The following is a 20,303-nucleotide window of genomic DNA, read 5'->3' as shown; positions in this document are numbered from 1 at the left end:
GAGGTAGATAGGTTCGAGGTGGAAGTGTGGTGACACATGGAGCTGACGAATACTAATCGATCGAGGACTTAACCAAAAAAGTTTGAAACATTCAATGCACCGTTTATCCAGTTTTGAAAGAATAATTCTTTCAACCAAGGGTTTCAAGATACGAGTAGTTCGAGGAAGCGATGGAGAGAAGGAAGGAGCGTACTCAAGTACGTGACTGACTGAACGACAGAAGCTGACGAAGAAATACGACGTATATTGAAAGCCGAAAATAGTCTAGTGATGATGGCAAAGAGGTCACACCCGTTCCCATACCGAACACGGAAGTTAAGCTCTTTAGCGCCGATGGTAGTTGGGGGCTTCCCCCTGTGAGAGTAGGACGTCGCTAGGCACATAAAAAAGTCGAGGATTTATTCCTCGGCTTTTTTATGTGCAATTTTCCAGCAGATTAACCTAAATAATACTATGAAATGATTGTGGTTTCTGCCGACTATTTAGCCGAAGGTTGAAAAATAGACGATGGAGCAAAATACCGAGCACTAGCTGACGAAGATCCAGGACCTAAAGATTTGTTTGGAATAAAGTTTGATTAAAAGTAATTCTAAAAGTTATTTTTTCTAGTAAACGAAAAGAAAGCACCTTGAACAAAGTTTGATTAAAATGTTTTCTTTTCCGGTAATTTAGTATACGGATTTTATAAATAAGTTTGATTTTTATTTGTAGTTCTTGTTGGACTAAAGCCCCCATTAGCGACATAAGGATACTCTGCCTTTTTAACCTCAAACGTGTGAAGAGCGCTAGCCCAACGGTGAATTTCGGTTTAGCATAGCCGAAAACTTTTGATAACTAGCTATATGAAGTTCTTGGATCATTCGATATATGAGGTTGCAGGAAAGAAAATAGAGTGCGAAAATCAAGCGATTCGGTTTCTGTGTAAAATATTAAACGTACCAAAAGAGCGTCCAGACGTTGGACATCTAGGGTCGGAACACTCCAAAGTAACGCTCAGGGAGACGAAAGGTTGCTTTCGTCGGGGAACTGGGAAGCTCTCACTTTAAGCTTTGCTAAGTGGCGAGTAGTTCACATTCGTTTGAGGTCTCCTTTAATGATTGAGTACATATATAAATCATCAAATTTTCCACAAGTATATTCATAATGCCTCAATAAACCTTCTCTTTTAAAGCCTTGATTTTCTACTAATTTTTGTGATGATAAATTCGCAGGATCAATTAGCGCCTCAATTCGTTCCATTTCAAAATGTTTATAGCCATATTTAATAACAGCTTCTAAAGCTTCACCAGCTATTCCTTGGCCCCAATATTTTTTATTTAATTCAAACCCTATTTCAGCTCGAAAATGTTTAGGGTGCATATTAAGAAAGCCACAACTACCTATAACAACACCAATATTTTTCTGTGTAATTCCCCACCTTATACCTGTACCTTCTTCCAATATAGATTTATACCATCTTATTTCGCTCAAGACGTCATTTGGGGATTCATAAGGTTCTAACCCCATATATTTAACAACGTCTTTATCTGATAGGTATTTATACATATCGTTAGCATCCTCTGGTGTCACTTCTTTTAAAATTAACCTTTCTGTTTCTATGATTGGAAATTTACTCATCATACAGTCTCCCTCTATAAATATTGGTTTTAGTAATCTTATAATATTTTCTATTCTAAAATTTCTCACTTACATTATATAGTAATCTATTACACAACTTGACCAAAATACGCCCTTCTGTAGCTAAACTGCATCGTTAGTAAAAAGCATCTCAAGTTGTAGAAACAACTTTGATAGCACAATATGAAAATTAACTTCAACTCATGATTGAAGGAATTTTTATTACATTACTGGTATTATTTTTTTAGATTTGATAGTTCATAGTTAATAACTTCCTTTATCTTATCGTTTCCAATTGCTCCATTATGGAATGTATTAGTATCGCTCCAGTAAAGCAGCCTAAACGAAACACCATTATTAAGTTCAATCCCTAAAAATATACGTGTACCTTCTAGCTTACCTACATCAATTAATGATTGTACATCTTCTAATTTTAATTCATAAAATGCGGCTAGGAACGTATCCTTAGAAGACTGTGAGAATGTGTGTATTCTCTTGCCATCTTCAGTGCTTTCAAAATAGATATTCTTCACCAAGTTATCCATAGGGTAAAGTTCTCCTACTGTTTTTGCCTTTTTATTTGTGTTGGCTACATAAACATCATTATTTGCAGCAATAATCAAGGAAGTGGGATATCCTTTTATTTCAGAAACGATTGTTCCTTCTTTTAAAAATGTCGCATCACCATTTTGCATCTTGTGATTACTACATGCACTGTCAGCCATTTTATATGTTACTTTACCAAGTTCTTTACCTTTTTCAATCGTTATAGGGAGATTTTCATTCGCTGACTCTGGAAAATGATGCTCATACTGTATATCATTAATCATCAGCACATCCACCCATTCAATTTCCGCATCAGGACACCCTTTAAGAAAAGTGAAGTTATTGCAAGAAGATATCAACAAAGTAAATACAGAAATAAATAGCATATTTTTAAGAACTTTCAACATAACACCTCCTAGTTATTAGACACTTATCATAAATTAAAGTTACAAGAAATGTTAGAATGTTCAAATTGATTTATAAAAATGGTAATCGACACACCTGCAACGTTTTAAAATCCGCTGAATACGATAAAAAAATAAGAATAGAAAGCTTTCTACTAGATTGTACTACGCAAGAGTGTAGTCGTTTGATACAATAAAATCATAGTATTCAAGAAAGAAACGGCGGGTGTTCGTATGGTTAGTGATATTTTAATAGAAATTGTAACAGCGATTGGCCGCTTTTTAATTAACCCATTAATGTATATCGCAATGTTATTTGCGGTTTTATTAGGGTATAGTCGTGTAAAGCAGGAGCGGAAATTTTTTAATAGACGTATTATTTGGGGTTGGACAGAGCTAATTGGCCAATGGAAATATGGATGGCTAAATGCACTCCTCATTTCACTTATAAGTGTTGGTTTAGGTTTAACAGTGCCTAAAGCTTTTTTAATGATTTTAATCGCAATTTCTGCGTTGGCACTATTATTGTTCTTCATTAATGCACTTTCACCTATCTATACGATGGGGCTTGCGACATTAGCAATGTGGTTGATGTACCATTACAATTGGACATTTTCTTGGTGGAAAATCTCTTTAGAAGGTGTAAATTTATTAGATGGTTCCATTATAACGATTACGATTTTAGCAGGTTTAAGTGTGATTGCCGAGGGTATATTAATTCGTCGAACAGCTATGAAGGTAACGACACCGCGAGTTGAAAAGACGAAGCGAGGTATGCAGGCAATTGTCTATCGTTCAAGAAATGTATGGGTATTGCCAATTTTCTTTGTCATACCTGGTGATATTATTCCAGTAGATTTCCCTTATTGGCCGCAATTTACATTAGGAGAGAGTACCTTTTCACTCGTACTATTTCCACTTGTTATAGGCTTTTCAAAGCTTACTAGAAAAGAATTACCGACTTTGCAATTGCCTAAAATTGGCCGAGCAGTGCTAATACTAGGGCAGTTAATTTTAATAGGCGGACTTGCTGCAGCGTTTGAGCCATTTATTGGCTTTATCACGTTGGCAATTGGTGCAGTGATTCGTATCATTATTTCAATCTTCTATGCGCTGCAAGATAAAACGGACATTTATGCGGTTGCCCCAAATTCAAAGGGCGCTATTATTGCGGCTGTCTTACCTGATTCACCTGCTGAAAAAATGGGCTTACTGGCAGGAGAATGTATTCGTAAAGTAAACGGTCAGGCCATTTTTACTGAAAATGATTTATACGAGGCTTTGCAATTAAATGCTGCCCATTGTCGTCTAGAAGTAATAGATCGTAACAATGAAATACGCTTAACACAGCATGTTATATATAGCAATGATCATTATCGTATTGGATTATTACTAGCTGAGCCGAGGGATATATGATGGATGTTTTCGGGAAAATGATGTTAGCGTTATTTTTACCAGCAATACTCGTATTAATGTTTACTAGAATTACGTATAATCGGTATGTTGCATTAATATTGGCAATTGCGCTTATTGCGGCGTCTGTCTATGCAGGTCATACTTCGACACCTATGCTATTCATAATCGATGCATTTTCGTTAACAGTAGGCTTTTGGCTAGCAAGTAAAATGAAAAAACATAAAAATTAATATAAAAGGTCAGTCCAAAGTGATAGCTTTCTCACTTTTAAGACTGACCTTTTTACATGAAAAATCTTACGGCTGCCATAATGATAACCCCTGCTACAACTGTAATAGATAAGCTTTTGGTAACAAGCGCAATCATAAGCGTTGGCACAAAGGTAATAAATACGGGCCAATTGAGTGTAACAATTTTTCCGTTTTCTGTATCCAATAAGTTTTCGATAACAAGAGCACTCAAAATACAAACTGGGATAAAGCTTAGCCATTTTAATACAACCTCTGGAAGCTTCACATTTCGAACGAATATAAAAGGAATAATGCGTGGTAGCCAAGTTACAAGTGCACAGCCAATGATGAGCCATACCATAGTAGCAGTTGTCGTCATTTATCTGTCACCACCCCTATAGTTGCTACAATAACTGTTGAAAGAAGAACAGCCACATGAGAAGGCACAATATAAGAAAGACCATACATAAAGACAACCATATAGCCGATTAACATAAGATAATGCATTATTTTACTTTTACCTACACTGTTAAGCTGGAGAACAAGAAGTGCCACAAACATAGCAATCAATGCGAAATCTAAGCCCCATTTTTCAGGCGTTGCTATCCATTGACCTAAATATGCACCAGTTACACAAGATAGAATCCAAAATAGGTAAGCAGTTATATTCAGCCCATCCATCCATTTGCCATGTAATTTACCGGTTTGCATTTGCTTTGTAACGGCTACACCAAATGTTTCGTCCGTCAATAATGTGCCGAAACCAACATTTCTCAGCATGGAATAGCGTGTAAAGTGCGGAGCTAATGTTAAACTCATTAATAAATGACGTAGATTTACGACAAAAATGGTTACAATAATAGCAGAAGCAGGGCTATTTGTTAAAAGAAGCGCACAGAAGATAAATTGTGCGGAGCCTGCATAGATGAGTATAGTTAATAGTGCAATTTCGAATACAGATAACCCAGAAGCGGAACCTACAACACCAAAAGCGAGTCCTATGCTAATATAACCGAGTAACGTGGGGACACAATCTTTAACGCCTTGTAAAAAGCTATCGTCTGGCGTGTTTGTTGTTTCATTCCGAAAATCTGTTGTGCTTGTCATAAATAGATCGTCCTTTCTTATAAATTTCCATGTATACTAATACTGGAATAGTCTGATAGTTCGTGGTGTTTATTAAAGTATACATATGTCTGATAAAATAAACAATAGAAATTGGTGAATAAAAATGGAGCAAATGAGTCGAAATTTGGCATTTCAATTAAAGAAAATCCGGCAACAACGTCATTTAAGCTTAGATGATGTTGCCAAAGCTACAGGGGTAAGTAAAGCTCAACTTGCCCAAATTGAAAAAGGGGAGGCAAATCCCACAGTATCAACGATTTGGAAAATTGCTGCGGGAATGCGCACTTCATTTTCTTCATTATTACAAGCACCGACAGCACACTTCATGAAATTTAGTAGTAAGGATGCGCCACGTGTAGATGAAGATGAGGGGCGATATCGTGTGTATTCCATTATTCCTTATAATCCAGATCGTGGCTGGGAACTTTATAGGGTTGAAATGGAGCCTGGTGCTTTCAGTAGAAGTGAAGCCCACACAGAAGGGGTAGAGGAAACTGTGACTGTAATCCAAGGGCAGGCCATTATTTCTGCTGGGGAGATGCATGAATTACTAGAAGAAGGGGATACACTAGTATTCTCAGGACATCAACCACATGAGTATAAAAATACTTCGGAAGAATTAACAATTTTACATTTAATATTGCAATATAAATAGAGGTGTCGATTTTGAGTGAATGGTTTACTGTAGATAATATTGAGCAGATTGCGGCACAATATCGAACGCTTGGCCCAGTCATTGGTTTATTTTTAACGTTTATAGAGGCGTTTTTTCCGTTTTTACCTTTGGTCGTGTTCGTTGTCGCCAATGCGAGCGCATTTGGTTTATGGTTAGGTTTTTTATTATCCTGGATAGGATCTGTAGCGGGGTCATATGCCGTATTTTTGCTTGTCCGACATTTTGGCAAGCATCCAAAGCTTCGATTTGTAACAGGCAGTAAAAAAGTAGAGAAGCTAATTAAATGGGTAGATATGAATGGCATTAGTCCTCTGTTCGTGTTACTTTGTTTTCCTTTTACCCCCTCAATCATTGTAAACATTGTAGCGGGGCTATCACATATTCATAAAAAGTTTTATTTAGTGGTGTTATTGGCTGGGAAGTTTGTTATGATTTTAGGAATGAGCGTGCTTGGTTACGATTTAAAGTCGCTCCTAACGAGCCCTGTAAGACTGATTATTGCAGCTGTTGCGATTGTCTTGCTTTGGTGGGTTGGCAAGCTTATGGAGAAACGATTAAATGCAAGGGTAGAAAAAGACTTAAAACATGCGAGAAAATTGACGAAAAATCATCAACGTTGAAAGTTGAATATGCACATCTTACCCCTTTTATCATGTAAAATGAGAGAAGGGGTTTTTTATATTACAATTACGTAGGCAGTGCTCGAGTAATATGGAGTAGCGCTTAGATAAAATATTAACATGCATAGTTAGAGAAGTGAAAGGCTCGGGGGAACCAACAAAGTGATCGCGTCGAAGCGAAAACTGCTCAGGTAGACCAGCAAAGTGATCGGGTCAAAGAGAAAACAGCTCAGTTTGGCCAGCAAAGTGATCGGGTCAAAGCGAAAACTGCTCAGGTGGCCCAGCAAAGTGATCAGCTCTAAGATAGAGCCGGCCATGTTGAGTAGCAAAGCCCAAAATATTTACGACTAACATTTTTTAAATAGATTATAAACAGAAGGAGAAAAGTACATGACATTGCGTATTGTATCAGGACGTTCAGGGACGGGTAAATCAACGTTTATTCATCAAGAGATTGTCGAGCAACTTAAAACAGATCCGTTAGGTCATCCAATTTTTGTGATTGTACCTGACCAGATGTCTTATTCAACGGAGTATGAGCTTACGAATAAGCATGGCTTGCAAGGCTTAATCCGTGCGCAGGTCATGACATTTAAACGATTAGCATGGCTAGTATTACAGGAAACGGGTGGTATTGCTCGAAAAGAAGTAAATGGCTATGGTTATCGAATGCTTATTCGCAAACTTTTAGAGGAACAAAAAAGTGAGTTTTCATTATTTCGACAAGCAGCTGGGAAACGAGGCTTTACGGAGGAAATTGAAACGCTATTACGAGAGTTTAGTCGTTATAGTGTAAATAGTTCGGTGCTAGCTGAAGTGGCAGTGTCTTTGCAGGCCATTGATGCGCCAAATACATTGCAAGCGAAGACGAATGATTTACAAGTAGTTTTGCAAGCTTTGGAGGAACGGCTTGGCACGACATATGTCGATAGTGAGGGGTATTATCCGATTTTAACCGAGCAACTTAAATGCTCCGAGACGATGAAGCAGGCGTCAATTTATATAGATGGTTTTACAGCATTTACAGTAAGAGAATTAGAGCTTGTAAAAGAGTTATTAAAGGTGACGAAACAGGTAACGGTAGTTCTTCCCTTTGACCATATCGATGAAGTTTATGATGAGCAATCTTTATTCCATGAAGCCGCTTCAACGAACCAACGTTTACACGACATTGCATCTGAAGAAGGCATTGAAGTTGAAGCACCATTGCATTTCTATAATACGTATCGTTTCCAGTCTAGTGATTTGCAACATATGGAAGCCCGATTTGCTGATATGGTGCCTCAAGCGAAAGAAACTTCAGGTGATGTAATGTTGTTTGAAGCATCTGATCGACGTGCGGAGATACATGCCATTGCCCGGGAAATAACAAAGCTGACGAGAGAGAAGGGGTATCGTTATCAAGATATAGTACTTCTTTATAGACAAGCGGATGTCTATGACCCGCTTATTACAACAATTTTCCAACAATATGAAATTCCTATTTTTACAAATTCGAAAAAGACGATGCTACATCACCCTTTAATTGAACTTAGTCGATCTGCTTTAGAGGTTATTACTTCTAATTGGAAATATGAACCGGTTTTTCGTAGTGTGAAAACAGATCTATTTTTCCCGTTACATGCTGAATTAAATGTTTGGCGTGAGCGAGCAGATCGTTTAGAAAACTACTGTTTAGCACAGGGCGTCTTTGGTGAGCGTTGGTTTGAGGAAGCTCGATGGTTTTTCAAAAAGTATCGTGGGCTTGAATTCCATTCACGAGTGCAGACGGACGAAGAACGTGCTATGCAGGCAGAAATCGAGGCTATTCGTGACGAAATTCGTCAGCCGCTTAAATCATTACAGGACAAGCTGGAAGTGGCGACAACAGGTAGAGATGTAGCGATAGCTTTATTTGAGTTGATGGAGCGTTTAAATGTTTATGAAAAGCTTCAAGCAATGAAAGACCGTGAACTTGATCGAGGAGATGCATTAGCTGCAAGTGAGCATGATCAAGCGTGGAAAGAATGGATTGCAGTGCTCGATCAGTTTGTGTATATGTTTGGAGAGCAGGAGATGTCCGTGGAGGAAGCGGCGAAAATTTTAGATGAGGGCTTTGATACATTAGAATTTTCGCGTATCCCGCCTACATTAGATGAGGTCATGGTAGCGACAGTTGATTTAGCTCGTTTATCTAATATAAAAGTTGCTTTTGTTTTAGGAATGAATGATGGAGTCTATCCAACTCGTATGGATTATGAGGGATTGCTGTCAGATAACGAACGTGAATGGTTTAGTCAAATTGGCTATGAGCTAGCGCCGACATCTAAAAATCGTTTACTACAGGAAAATTTCTTGCTATATCGAGCTTTAACGACGCCATCCGATAAAATATATATGTCCTATCCAACGGCAGATGAAGAAGGCAAGGCGCTACTGTCTTCACTGTATATAAAGAAAATTATCGGCAATGATAAAACGGCTGGCCTTTTGAGCGGTGTCGAGATCGAGCGAGTTGTAATCGATCCAATTGAACTATTGGATGAAAGTGCATTACCGTATTTACGCCATCCACGTACAGCTTTAGCACATTTAATGGTGCAAAAACGCCAAGCTGAACATAGTCGAGAGCTAGCGCCAGAGTGGCTCGCTTTACAAAAATTTTATAGACAGGACCCTTATTGGGCACTTATTTATAATCGAGTTTTACATCCAATCACTCATAAAAATGAAGCAGAGCCATTAGAAAACTACATCACTCAGGAATTATATGGTCAAAAGCTAACATCTAGTGTGTCTCGTGTTGAGAAATATTTCCGTTGCCCATTTTCACATTTTACAACGTATGGACTTCATCTTGAAGAGCGGGCAGAGTACAGACTAGAAACATTTGCAATGGGCGATTTATTCCATGAAGCATTGAAATGGATTACGGAGGAGACACACCGTCTGCAATTATCGTGGATACGTTTAACAAAGCAGCAAATTAAACAATTAGCAAGTCAAGCCGTAGAGCAAATTGTGCCGGTATTTTCTCATCAAATCTTACTGTCTAGCGCACGTTATCGTTACATTCAACGTAAGCTTATTCGTATTGTCGAGCGAACAATGACGGCACTTACGCAGCATGCGAATGTATCCCACTTTAAGCCAATTGCTATTGAGGCATCATTTGGACCGGGACAAAATGAACAGCTACCACCACTTGAGATCGATTTAACAGGTGGTAAGAAAATGTTTATGCGAGGTCGTATTGATAGGGTGGATAGTGCGTCCATTGATGACCGCTCTTATTTACGGATCGTCGATTATAAATCATCAGCTCGTGATTTAGATTTGAATGAGGTGTACCACGGATTGTCTCTGCAAGTACTAACGTATTTAGATGTGGCAATGGAAAATTCATCTTACTGGCTACCAGGTGAAGCAGAGCCAGCCGGGGTTCTTTATGTACATGTTCACAACCCAATGCTAAAGCTTGATAAGGATTTAAGCGATAGCGAAATTGAGGAAGACCGTTTAAAACAATACAAAATGAAAGGTCTTTTGTCAGAAAATGCGGAGGCCATTTTATCGATGGACGAGCAATTAGAAGAATCGAGTGGGCATTCAAAAATTATTCCTGTCTATATGAAGAAAGATGGGACACCGTCAGAATCTCAGTCGCGTATTGTACCTGTTAATGATATGAAGAATCTACAGCATTTTGTACGGCGCAAGCATCAAGAGGCTGGTGATGGAATTCTAGCAGGGGATACGTCTATTAGTCCTTATAAACTTAAAACAAAAACAGCATGTGACTACTGTCAATTTACAGCTGTTTGCCAGTTTGACCCGTCTGATGGCAAGCAAGGCTATCGTCAGTTACAGCAAGCAAAACCGAATTATATCGTTGAGAAAATTCGGAAGGAGATGAAGTAAGTTGGTACAAAAAATACCCGAAAAGCCAGCGGAAGTAACGTGGACGGACGACCAATGGAAGGCCATCTATGCAAGCGGTCAGGATACACTTGTATCGGCTGCTGCAGGCTCTGGTAAAACGGCAGTACTTATTAATCGCATGATTGAAAAGGTAGTGGCGATAGAGGATCCCATCAATGTGGACGAGTTACTTGTCGTAACATTTACAAATGCATCTGCTGCTGAGATGCGTCACCGTATGGCGGAGGCACTTGAAAAGGCAATAGCAGAAAATCCAACTTCCAACCATTTACGACGCCAGCTAAGCCTGGTCAATAAAGCACAAATTTCAACGCTGCATTCCTTCTGTTTAGCCATTGTTAAACAGTATGCCTATATGTTAGATATCGACCCAGGCTTTCGTATAGCGAACGAGGCGGAGGTTGCGTTGCTAAGGGACGATATATTAGCAGAAGTATTAGAAGATGCTTACGATTCTGAGGATGAGGCTCAGGTTCAAGCAATCTACCGCCTTGTTGATAGCTTTACATCGGATCGTGATGATCAAGCTATTGAAACATTAATAAGCAAGCTTTATGATACGTCTCGTGTTCATGCAGAGCCTCAAAAATGGCTTCGTAGTCTACCAGAGACGTATGACTTAGCCGCGGATGTGACCATTGATGATTTAGAGCTGTCGAAATATGTGAAGTTAACAGTCAAGCATAGTCTTGAGGAGGCATTCGTCTTAATTTCTGAAATGCGTGCCATTACGCTACAGCCCGAGGGACCTGCACCATATGCTGAAACTGCAGAAATGGATTTTGCCATGATTCAGGAAGGTATTCGCATTAGTCGTGAAGGAACGTGGCAGGAACTCTTTGATTATTTTGGTACGGTGAAATGGTCAACTTTAAAGCGTGTATCAAAGGATGCTTTAGTGGATGTGGAGCTACAGGAGCTTGCCAAGAAAAAACGTGAGTCAGCTAAAAAAATTGTGAACAAGCTGAAAGAGACTTATTTTGTTCGTACTCCTGCACGCTTGCTTGAAGAAATACGATTAATGGGTCCGACGATCGGAACATTAGTCGACTTAACAAATATTTTTAGTGAACAGTTCCGCATGGCAAAATTAGAACGAGGAATTATTGATTTCTCGGATTTAGAGCATTTCGCATTGCAAATTTTAACTGTAGACGTTGAAGGTGAATTACAGTCTTCACCTGTTGCACTAGACTTGAAACAACGCTTTAAAGAAGTACTTGTTGATGAATACCAAGATACAAATATGCTTCAAGAAACAATATTGCAGCTTGTGAAAACGGGTAGTGAGCAAGATGGAAATCTATTCATGGTTGGGGACGTGAAACAAAGTATTTATCGTTTCCGTTTAGCAGAACCGAAGCTTTTTATGCGAAAGTATAGTGAGTTTCTAGAGGTCCCAGATTTAACGGGAATGCGTATAGATTTAAATGCTAATTTCCGTAGTCGAAAAGAAGTATTGAACGCTACAAACTATGTATTCGCACAAATTATGGGTGAGCGTGTAGGAGAAATTCTTTATGATGAAAATGCTTCATTAAAGCCAACAGCACCGTATGATGATAAAGAAGTTCCGGTAGAGTTAGTCATCATGCATCCTCCTGAAGAAGAGGCGTTGGACGAAGAGGCGGAAGACATTACAAGTGACGCCTCTGAACTAGAGGAATTAAAAAAATCACAGTATGAGGCACGTTTTATCATTGAGCGTATTCAGCAGATGATGGAGGATGGGACAACCGTATTCGATACAAAAACGAAGACAGAACGTCCGTTAAAATATAGTGATATTGTGATTTTAATGCGTTCAATGACATGGTCAACTGATTTAGTTGAGGAATTTAAGCTTGCGGGAGTCCCTCTTTATGCGGAGTCCTCTAAAGGGTATTTTGATGCGCTTGAAGTCATGATTATGCTGAATGTACTTAAGGTTGTCGATAATCCATATCAGGATATTCCTTTAGCTTCAGTGTTACGCGCACCATTTGTTGGCTTAACAGAAAATGAGCTAGCCAAAATACGGTTAGCAGATAAAAAAGCGCCATTTTATGATGCATTAAGGCAATTTATTCGCAGTGATGGGCATGGTGTGCAATCAGACACTTTTGTGAAGCTTCAACGATTTATGCTAGCATTTGAAAACTGGCGAGATTTAGCACGACGTGGTTCACTGTCAGATTTAATTTGGAAAGTTTATTTAGACACGCATTATTATGAGATGGTTGGGGCGATGCCGAATGGTAAGCAGCGTCAGGCCAACTTACGCATTTTACATGATCGTGCTTTAATGTATGAGAAAACAGCCTTTCGAGGACTATTTCGCTTTTTACGTTTTATTGATCGTATGCGTACGCGTGGGGATGATTTAGGAACAGCTAAATCGATTGGAGAAAAGGATGATGTTGTGCGTCTTGTAACGATCCACTCTTCAAAAGGTTTGGAATACCCTGTTGTCTTTGTTGCAGGGATGGGGAGACCGTTTAATAAAATGGATTTCCACAATCCATATTTATTCGATCAAGATTTTGGCCTTGCCGTGAAGGCAATTGATCCAGAAAATCGTATTACGTATACATCTCTACCATTTTTAGCTCTGAAGGAGAAAAAGGAGCTTGAAATGCGTGCGGAGGAAATGCGTGTTTTATACGTAGCGATGACACGTGCGAAGGAGCGACTTATTTTAGTAGGCTCCGTGAAAAATTGGAGTAAAACGCTCGATAACTGGCAGGATGCTCAAAGCTTGCCGGTGGATGCCCCACTACAGGAATATTTACGCGCGAGAGCTAATAGCTATTTTGATTGGCTTGGACCTGCAGTTGCTAGACACGCAGATTTTGCAACACTTGCTTCTTCCACTTATAAGGCACCTGAAGATGTATCGCATTGGTGGGTACGTGCCGTTGAAACAAGCCATTATGCGTATGACATACAGGTGTTAGAGGATGACATACAGCCATTGCTAGAAACGCCAGAGGACGAAGCTTTGCTGTCGGAAATTGCGATGCGCTTTCAAGCACAGTATGCATATCAAAAATCAACACAAAAACGCTCCAAAACATCTGTTAGTGAAATTAAACGTTTAGAAAATCTACAGCGACAGGAGGAGCCTGAATATTACTTTTCAGTACCTTCTAAGCAAAAAACGACAACTATTGCGCCCCGTCCAACCTTTTTACAGGACAAACAGATGACAGGTGCAGAAATAGGAACAGCTGTCCATACAGTCATGCAGCATGTACCTCAAAACGGTTTTACGGATGTACAGGAGGTGAAGGAGTTTGTCGCTCATTTAGTGGCAAGGCAGCTTCTGACCGAGGCTGAGGGCAAGGTTGTTCCATGGAAAAAAATATATAATTTCTTTACAACAGATATTGGAAAACGCTTTAAAAAAGCAAAAACAATCCGAAGAGAGCTGCCATTTACGATTAGTAGAGTAGATGAAGATGGCGACGCTCAAATTGTACAAGGGATTATTGATTGCTTATTTGAGGATGAGAATGGTGAATGGATTTTGCTTGATTATAAGACAGATCGTATTCAATCACATTTTGCTGAGGAACCAGCGCTAACGAAGGAACTCTTAGATCGATATGGTGTTCAGCTGAGAGTTTATAGTGAGGCGATTGAATCTATCCTTCACATTAAAGTAAGTGATAAGGTTCTATATTTATTCGATATTGAACGGGCTTTACAAGCATAAGTGAACTCGGTGTAAACAGGGCTATCTAAACATATAAGGGAATGAATGTTATAGCCCTGTTTTCGCCATATACATAGAGGAGGCTATTTTGTGGAGTTAAAACCGACTATGTTGCAGGAACGCGTCGCAACATTAGATATTTTACGTGGTATTAGCTTACTAGGCATTTTACTCGTTAATATGTTTGCCTTTTATTTGCCAATGCCATATATTGATTTGGCATCATGGTTTACAACACCGTCAGATATGGTGTGGCAGCAAAATTTAGATATTTATGTACAAAGTAGCTTTTATCCACTGTTTGCCATGTTATTTGGCTATGGACTCGCTATGCAATGGCAGAAAGCACAAAGTCGTGAACAAAATTTTTATGCGATAGGACTGCGAAGACTTTCTGTATTATTTGTATTTGGTTTGATACATGCGGTGCTCATTTGGTGGGGCGACATTTTGATGATGTATGCATTTTGTGGCATTTTTTTATTACTTTTACTACGTCTACATCCAATTTGGTTATTGTCAATCAGTATTATGATTAACGGCGTTATGCAAGCGTTTATGTTATTTGTTGTAGGATATATTAATTTTAATACGAAAATTGATGAGTATTTAGATATCACTTCCGTAGAGCAGGCGATAACTGCTTACGGAACGGGCAGTTGGATGGATGCATTTATGCAACGTTTAACTGATTTATCGGTTCAGGCGGGGATCGGCATGTGGTTCGTGGCATTATTCACAATTTTACCATTTATGTTAATTGGGGCGGCAGCCTCTAAATGGCGTTTAGTGGAACGAGCAAGGGAGCTAAAATGGCTTTGGCTAGCATTAGCTATAGCTGGGTTAGCAGTTGGTATTTTCATCAAGAGCTTACCGATCATGTTTACACGTACGTATTTATTAGACTACTTGAAAGTTTACATGGGTGGTCCAATTTTAGCAGTAGGCTACATTGGGCTCATCGTTTTACTTTGTTTACTTCCAGTTGTCTCAAAGCTACTTAGTCCTTTTGCCAAAATGGGGCGCATGTCATTAACGATGTACATACTTCAATCGATCATTGGAACATGTTTATTTTATCAATTTGGATTTGGCTGGTATGGAAAGGTGAGCGTCGCAACAGGCGTGTTAATAGCAGTCAGTATTATAATTGTCCAAATGATTGTGGCAGAAATTTGGCTGGCGAAATGGCAACAAGGTCCGTTAGAGGCTTTATGGCGCAAATTAACATATAAAGCGAAAATTAAAGCAGGTTAATTAGTGCTTGATTCTCTTACGAAAGTGAGTAATCTACATTTGAAAATCAGTCTTCATTTTTAATGTGACGGCAACATAAAGTGAATGAATGCGTCTTGTATATTAAGAATAATTAATTGCGATTTGGCTCATTATCAAAAGTTTGGGATAGTGAAGCGGGCGCCCTAAGAAAGCGCCCAGTCGGAACTGAAATCGACCAAATTTATGGTGAAGAGCCAATCGTTTAATAGGAATAAAAATAGTTGTCGCAAAAGTAAGGCAATTCCTATAATATTGTTGTATCATGTAGAAAAAAGAAGGAGCTCTGAAAATCATGAAAATTTTATCATTTAAATTAGGTGGACATGTAAGCTTTGGACCAAAAGTAAAAAAAGAAGAAGCAGTATGGGATGTACTCGCTATTCAAAATGAACTTCAAGTTCTCCCTTCTTTTTCAAGTTCAATTGTAGATGGCATTGCTCTAGGCTTTGATTTTGTTGAACAGATTCGTAAATTAGTAGAAGCCGCTGAAAAATCAGACCGTGCAGAAAGCTTCAAACGTGAATTTACAGTGATTGAGTGGTTATCACCGATTCCACGCACACCAAAAAACATTATGTGTATTGGGAAAAACTATGATGAACATGCTAAAGAAATGGGTGCTGAGGCAGCTCCAATAGACTTAATGGTATTTACAAAATCGCCGACTGCAATTGCTGCTGATGGCCAAACGATTTCTATTCATGCTGATCTTTCATCGAAAATGGATTATGAAGGCGAATTAGCAGTTGTCATTGGTAAACGTGGTAAAAATATTCCGAAAAACTTAGCATACGATTATGTATTTGGCTACACGATTGCCAATGATATAACAGCCCGTGATTTACAAGAAAAACATAAGCAATTCTTCTTAGGAAAAAGCTTGGAAGGAACTTGTCCACTTGGACCTTACCTTGTAACAAAAGATGAAATTCCAAATCCACAAGATCTAACAGTGGTAACGAAAGTGAACGACGAAGTGCGTCAAAACGGCTCAACAAAAGATATGATGTTCACTGTAGAATCATTAGTATCGATTTTATCTCAGCATGTAACATTAGAGCCAGGAGATGTTATTCTAACAGGTACTCCAGCGGGTGTTGGCAAAGGCATGAATCCGCCACAATTCTTAAAAGCTGGGGATACTGTGAAAGTGTCTATCCAAGGCATTGGTACTTTAGTAAATCATTTTGAATAATACTATTTCAAATCCGCGTGAGTTTACCTCCGCGGATTTTTAACTCCTTTCCAGACGCATTGTTTATCTGTAGCGAAAGCAAAGCGTCAGCGGCAATTATGCCGAGGCATAATTAATGTGTATATTACATGAACACTATTGTAATGTTTGAAACCCTTTCCATCACATGGTAGGATAGAGTTTGATAGAAAAAAGAATATGAGGTGGGACAATAATGAATTTCTTAACTAGCCAAACGCATTTGCATATTACTACTTGGGTAGTTGCAATCGTAATCTTTTTAATTGCAGCATTAATGGGCAAGCAGTCAAAAGGCTTACATATGACATTACGTTTATTTTACGTTTTAATTATTATTACTGGTGGGGCACTATTCATTAAAGGCATGGATTTTAATATGGGTATGCTCTACGGCTTTAAATTCCTAGGCGGTATTTTAGTTATTGGGATGATGGAAATGGTATTAGTTCGTCAAAAGAAAAATAAACCAACAGGCATGTTTTGGATTTTATTTGCAGTATTCTTATTGATTACATTGTTCCTAGGCTTCAAATTACCAATGGGTCAAGATTTCTTAGCCTAATTTTGTAAAAGTCGTGAAGTTTTCGCTTCACGGCTTTTTATTTTTGGGGGAAGCTGGCAATCGCTTAGGAGCTTGAAAAACTGATCAGAGGTATGCCGGAGAAGTGCTCGGGTAGGTCAGAAAACTGATCGGGTAGGTCAGAAAACTGATAAGGCAAGCGGAGAAGTGATCGGGTAGGTCAGAAAACTGATCAGGTAAGTCGAAGAATCGCTCGGGTAGACCGTAAACTGCTCAGGTGGTCCGAAAAATGCTATGCTCCCCCGACCAAGCCCCTAAATGAATTTATAGGAGAAGTTGACACCTTTTTGTCGTAATTAATTTTGCATTTTCGGAAAATATTTTTAAATGATAGCGACGTGACTATTTTATTTGGTAAAATGACGATGGATTGGTTTGAAAGAGAGGGAATAAAAGTGAAATTCAAGAAGTGGATAAGTGCGACAGCTGCATCGCTTTTACTAGCAACTTCATTAGTGAGTGCTACACCAATTGCACATGCTGATGAGGCATCGACAAGAACGATTGCAGAAGAAAGCATCTATGATTTACTCGTTGACCGTTTCTTTAATGGTTCGGGCACTAACGATTTTGATACAAATACGCAAGATCCTACTAAGTTTGCAGGAGGCGATTTTGCAGGTTTACAGGATAAACTAAAATTTATCGGAGAAATGGGCTTTACAATTGCTTCCATTGGTCCGATTTTTGCCACTGAGAAATATGATGGATCGATGCCGACGAGCTACTCTACAATTGAGCGTCATTTTGGTACAGCTGAGGAGTTTCATAGCGTCATTGAGGCCTATAAAGCTAAAAATGTATCGATCATGGTTGATTTCCCACTAAACAATGTAAGTCCAAATCATGAGTGGGCAAAGGATCCAGCGAAAAAGGATTGGATTGCTTCAACAAATAATGGACAAGTACAGTGGGATTTAACAAACAAAGATGTACAAGAAGCACTTATTAAATCTGCAACAGATTTTGTCTCTACATATGATGTTGGTGGGGTGCGTTTAACAAATATTGCTGGTGCCGATACAGAATTTATCAATGCAGTGATCAAGGCGTTAAAAGATTCGAAAAAATCGCTCTATGTGATTTCTAATGAAGAAAGTGATGCAAACTTTGATGCAAGTATTTCACCGGCTACGGCTGATATTTACCGTAATATATTTAAAAATGTTGATATGGATTCTTCTAAGTTGATGGAACCTATTACAGATAAGAAGCCAACTCAAATTATGGTTGATTCCCTAGAAACGCGTCGTTTTACATTTGATTCTGCAGCTGAAAATATGTTCCCACCAACGCGTTTGAAAATGGCGATGGGTGCTTTATTTATGATGCCAGGGGTTCCAGTTGTGCAATATGGTACAGAAATTGCGATGAACGGGGAAACAAAGCCAGATACGCACCAAATTTTCAACTTTAAAACAGATGATGAGTTAATCGAATATATTAAAAATGTTCAATCTTTACGTAATAAATCTGAGACATTACGCAACGGTGATTTTGAAGTTATTACAAATGAAAATGGCCTACTTGTATTTACACGAACATCTGCTAAAGAGAAATGGGTCATCATGGTTAACAACACTAGTAAAACACAACGCGTTGATTTAACACCTGCTCAGCTTGGAGAAGGTAAAATGTTGAATGGTATTTTACACGAGGAAAAAGTTCGTATTAATGAAAAAGACGTGTATCCGGTTATATTAGATCGTGAAATGGTAGAGATTTATCAAGTTAGAGATGATGAAGGATTAAATGTACCTTATATGGTAGCACTAGGATTAGTATGGGTTATATTCATAGGATTTGTAGTTGTTATTATTAGACGAGGTAAAGTACGTCGTAATGAGCAAGATGCTCAATAATAAAGGGTGCTTCATCCCTTATTGATTTTGCAGGCAGTTCATACAAGATAAAATGATAACCCCCTCAACACTTTTTAAGTGCGGAGGGGGTTTTTGTTAAGCTTGATAGCTTTTATTCGTAAAGAAGATGGCAATTGTACCAGGTCCTACGTGTGAACCGATAGCTGAACCGATCATTGTTACTTGAATGGCTTTTGGTGAAAATCTTTCTTGGATAGAAGCTTTTACTTCGTTGGCAAAGTCCACATCATCACTATGGCTAATACCAATAATTTTCTCAGAAAAATCATCGCCACGTTCTTGCATTAAATCTAACATGCGAGCGATGGCCTTTTTGCGTCCGCGAGATTTTTCAATCGGTACAAGTTTCCCGTCCTCTACATTTAAAATAGGTTTAATGCTAAGGAGCCCTCCAAGAAATGCGCTTGCCTTTGATACACGCCCACCTTTAGCAAGGTAATCTAAATCCTCTACTGTAAATAAGTGTTCCATTTGAGGGGTAAGGGTAGTAATTTTTGCTTCAAGTTCCTCCAATGAAGCACCTGTATTTCGGAGTCGAACGGCTTCTTCGACTACTAGGCCAAAACCAAGTGAAGCACATTTAGAATCGATAATAGCTAATTTAAGGGAAGGATATTGCTCCTGTACTTGATTGCGAATCATCACAGCTGTATTATAGGTGCCTGATAATTCCGATGAAAAGGCAATATAGATCCCTTCCTCTTCATTCTTTGCTAGATTTTCGAAATGGTTGAGAAAAATCTCTGGTGATACTTGGGATGTTTTTGGATGAGCACCTTGACGAATAGCATCGTAAATTTCTTTCGAATCAATTGAAATGACATCATCATATTCATTATTGTTCAATTGCACTCGTAGTGGAAGAAGTTCAACATTGTTTTCTTCATAGTAAGACTTTGGTAAATCGCATCCACTATCAGTAAAAATTTTCATCATTTGTCCCCCTAATTTAATATTCTATATGAGAAGTTTTCAAATACCTATACTACATAACAGGTGAACAAGTGTCGAGCTTTCACTTTCCACTCTATGTTTCTCTAAACTATTTCTAAATGAAATGTTATATAGATATATTATCATATCGAGTTTCA

At 38.6% G+C, this 20,303-nt stretch carries 16 protein-coding genes and 1 rRNA gene; 11 read left to right on the top strand and 6 right to left on the bottom strand.

Translation table 11 applies throughout. The features are described from left to right. Positions 1–263 precede the first annotated feature (263 nt). Positions 264–379: ribosomal RNA gene (gene rrf / locus ACYQ73_RS05360) — 5S ribosomal RNA — on the top strand. A gap of 689 nt (positions 380–1,068) precedes the next feature. Here the strand turns inward: rrf and ACYQ73_RS05355 are convergent. Beyond that, positions 1,069–1,617 (bottom strand): GNAT family N-acetyltransferase, encoded by a 549-nt coding sequence (locus ACYQ73_RS05355; protein ID WP_460011490.1) that lies wholly within the window; start codon positions 1,615–1,617, stop codon positions 1,069–1,071. 236 nt (positions 1,618–1,853) lie between these two features. After that, complete coding sequence (locus ACYQ73_RS05350; protein WP_460011489.1) at positions 1,854–2,570, bottom strand: hypothetical protein; 717 nt, start codon at positions 2,568–2,570, stop codon at positions 1,854–1,856. A 231-nt stretch (positions 2,571–2,801) separates the two neighbouring features. Between ACYQ73_RS05350 and ACYQ73_RS05345 the strand changes: the two genes are divergently transcribed. Together ACYQ73_RS05345 and ACYQ73_RS05340 are read left to right on the top strand one after the other, a co-directional pair. After that, a complete protein-coding gene (locus ACYQ73_RS05345; RefSeq protein ID WP_460011488.1) occupies positions 2,802–3,983 on the top strand; it encodes a PDZ domain-containing protein in 1,182 nt (393 codons plus the stop codon). After that, on the top strand, positions 3,983–4,213 hold the full coding sequence (locus ACYQ73_RS05340) for a DUF2198 family protein (protein ID WP_460011487.1): 231 nt from the start codon (positions 3,983–3,985) through the stop codon (positions 4,211–4,213). The genes ACYQ73_RS05345 and ACYQ73_RS05340 overlap by 1 nt, the downstream gene beginning before the upstream one ends. A gap of 52 nt (positions 4,214–4,265) precedes the next feature. Here ACYQ73_RS05340 and ACYQ73_RS05335 read toward each other — a convergent pair whose 3' ends face one another. Continuing rightward, the gene (locus ACYQ73_RS05335; RefSeq protein ID WP_460011486.1) at positions 4,266–4,592 is read right to left on the bottom strand and encodes an AzlD domain-containing protein; all 327 of its coding nucleotides are present in this window, start codon (positions 4,590–4,592) and stop codon (positions 4,266–4,268) included. Beyond that, the gene (locus ACYQ73_RS05330) at positions 4,589–5,320 is read right to left on the bottom strand and encodes an AzlC family ABC transporter permease (RefSeq protein WP_460011485.1); all 732 of its coding nucleotides are present in this window, start codon (positions 5,318–5,320) and stop codon (positions 4,589–4,591) included. The genes ACYQ73_RS05335 and ACYQ73_RS05330 overlap by 4 nt, the downstream gene beginning before the upstream one ends. A gap of 124 nt (positions 5,321–5,444) precedes the next feature. Here ACYQ73_RS05330 and ACYQ73_RS05325 point away from each other — a divergent pair, with 124 nt between their 5' ends. Together ACYQ73_RS05325 and ACYQ73_RS05320 are read left to right on the top strand one after the other, a co-directional pair. Beyond that, complete coding sequence (locus tag ACYQ73_RS05325) at positions 5,445–5,996, top strand: helix-turn-helix domain-containing protein (protein WP_460011484.1); 552 nt, start codon at positions 5,445–5,447, stop codon at positions 5,994–5,996. 11 nt (positions 5,997–6,007) lie between these two features. Continuing rightward, the gene (locus ACYQ73_RS05320) at positions 6,008–6,637 is read left to right on the top strand and encodes a TVP38/TMEM64 family protein (RefSeq protein ID WP_460011483.1); all 630 of its coding nucleotides are present in this window, start codon (positions 6,008–6,010) and stop codon (positions 6,635–6,637) included. Between the two features lie 128 nt (positions 6,638–6,765). On the opposite strand, the gene ACYQ73_RS05315 is transcribed toward ACYQ73_RS05320, so the two are convergent. After that, the gene (locus ACYQ73_RS05315) at positions 6,766–6,954 is read right to left on the bottom strand and encodes a hypothetical protein (protein WP_460011482.1); all 189 of its coding nucleotides are present in this window, start codon (positions 6,952–6,954) and stop codon (positions 6,766–6,768) included. A gap of 73 nt (positions 6,955–7,027) precedes the next feature. Here ACYQ73_RS05315 and addB point away from each other — a divergent pair, with 73 nt between their 5' ends. The 6 genes from addB to ACYQ73_RS05285 all read left to right on the top strand — a co-directional run bounded on the left by addB (position 7,028) and on the right by ACYQ73_RS05285 (position 19,191). Further along, positions 7,028–10,537, top strand: coding sequence for a helicase-exonuclease AddAB subunit AddB (gene addB, locus ACYQ73_RS05310; protein WP_460011481.1), 3,510 nt, complete (start codon positions 7,028–7,030; stop codon positions 10,535–10,537). A gap of 1 nt (position 10,538) precedes the next feature. After that, positions 10,539–14,255, top strand: a complete 3,717-nt coding sequence (gene addA, locus ACYQ73_RS05305; protein WP_460011480.1) for a helicase-exonuclease AddAB subunit AddA — start codon at positions 10,539–10,541, stop codon at positions 14,253–14,255. 90 nt (positions 14,256–14,345) lie between these two features. Continuing rightward, on the top strand, positions 14,346–15,512 hold the full coding sequence (locus ACYQ73_RS05300) for a DUF418 domain-containing protein (RefSeq protein WP_460011479.1): 1,167 nt from the start codon (positions 14,346–14,348) through the stop codon (positions 15,510–15,512). Positions 15,513–15,825: 313 nt separating this feature from the next. Beyond that, positions 15,826–16,728, top strand: a complete 903-nt coding sequence (locus ACYQ73_RS05295; protein WP_132363969.1) for a fumarylacetoacetate hydrolase family protein — start codon at positions 15,826–15,828, stop codon at positions 16,726–16,728. A 214-nt stretch (positions 16,729–16,942) separates the two neighbouring features. Continuing rightward, on the top strand, positions 16,943–17,311 hold the full coding sequence (locus tag ACYQ73_RS05290; protein ID WP_460011478.1) for a YisL family protein: 369 nt from the start codon (positions 16,943–16,945) through the stop codon (positions 17,309–17,311). Between the two features lie 356 nt (positions 17,312–17,667). Then, positions 17,668–19,191, top strand: a complete 1,524-nt coding sequence (locus tag ACYQ73_RS05285; RefSeq protein WP_460011477.1) for an alpha-amylase family glycosyl hydrolase — start codon at positions 17,668–17,670, stop codon at positions 19,189–19,191. Between the two features lie 96 nt (positions 19,192–19,287). On the opposite strand, the gene ACYQ73_RS05280 is transcribed toward ACYQ73_RS05285, so the two are convergent. Continuing rightward, positions 19,288–20,145 carry a DegV family protein gene (locus ACYQ73_RS05280; RefSeq protein WP_460011476.1) on the bottom strand — a complete coding sequence of 286 codons (858 nt, stop codon included), beginning with the start codon at positions 20,143–20,145 and terminating at the stop codon, positions 19,288–19,290. Positions 20,146–20,303: the final 158 nt, after the last annotated feature.

Source organism: Lysinibacillus sp. CTST325 (assembly GCF_054665055.1).
The sequence above is the reverse complement of the archived record's forward strand: the minus strand, read 5'-3'. Positions and strand labels throughout refer to the sequence as shown.